At 64.4% G+C, this 1121-nt stretch carries 1 protein-coding gene; it reads left to right on the top strand.

Annotated features, from left to right (window positions below):
• Positions 1-20: 20 nt before the first annotated feature.
• Positions 21-1121 (top strand): S8 family serine peptidase (locus Q4P78_RS09200; protein WP_303340070.1); only part of this gene is annotated, 1101 nt, incomplete at its 3' end.

The following is a 1121-nucleotide window of genomic DNA, read 5'->3' as shown; positions in this document are numbered from 1 at the left end:
TTACCTCCAATAATGCGCGCGTGAGCGGCACCGTCACGGCGGCCCCCGAGTCGAATAAGACCGGCTGCGCACCGTTCACGGGCACGAATTTCGGCGGCCGCTGGGTGATGCTTCACTGGGAGGCTTCCGGCTCCGATGCGTCGTGCGATTCCGCCCGCCGGTTCGCGAATGTTGCCGCCGCTAACGGTAAAGGCGTGCTCATGGTGGCCCCGGAGAATGATGACCGCCCCATCGCGGGAAGCACCACCATACCGGGGGTGCTGATAAGCCGTGCAACAGCCCAGACACTATACCCGGCGGTGAAGGCGGGAACCCTGGAGGTTGAGCTGGGGGCGGCCTGGCGTAATACGGCTCTTACCGCGAAGGGCCCGGATACGCTGGCTGCCTCATCCGCCCGTGGGGTGCACGGTTCTGACGGGTTCGTGAAACCCGATGTCGCCGCCCCCGGAACGAATATTTATTCAGCAGGTGCGGGTAGCGGCAACCAGCCGTTCCGTCTGAGTGGTACTTCCATGGCAACCCCGCATGTGGCCGGTATTGCGGCGCAGATCCTGGGCAAAGAGCCGTTTCTGTCTCAGCAGCAGGTGAAGGCGCGCATCATGAACACCGCCTCGCAGGAGGTGCGCACCATCTCGGGCGAACGGCTGGGTGTGGACCGTGTGGGTGCTGGCCGGGTGGATGCGCAGGCGGCCGTCAATGAGCGAACCACCGCATACAACACCCAGAACCCACAGCAGGTCTCTCTATCTTTTGGGGTGATTGAGGTGACCCCCGGCACCGGGGCGAAAACAGTCACGAAAGAGGTGACCGTGGAGAACGCAGGCGGGCAGCAGCGCACGTTCCGGGTTGGTTTTGATGCGCGCACCACCACGGCCGGGGTGCAGGTCAACACTCCCGAAAGCGTGAGTGTTGCCGCTGGCGCCAAGGCCACGTTTAGGGTGTCGGTGACGGTTGACCCCGAGAAGCTGGCGAAGACTCTTGATGCGGGCACGGCCCGGGACCAGGGCGGCCGGTACCGCCAGTACCTTAGCTCAGTCAGCGGCAATGTGACGCTCACCGACAGCTCCTCCACCGTGGTGGTGCCGCTGCACGCCGCACCAAAACCGGTGTCGGAGCTCATG

This window comes from Rothia sp. (in: high G+C Gram-positive bacteria) (assembly GCF_030540545.1).
Lineage (GTDB): Bacteria > Actinomycetota > Actinomycetes > Actinomycetales > Micrococcaceae > Rothia.
Note: the sequence above shows the minus strand (reverse complement) of the source record. Positions and strands in the feature narration are given on the sequence as shown.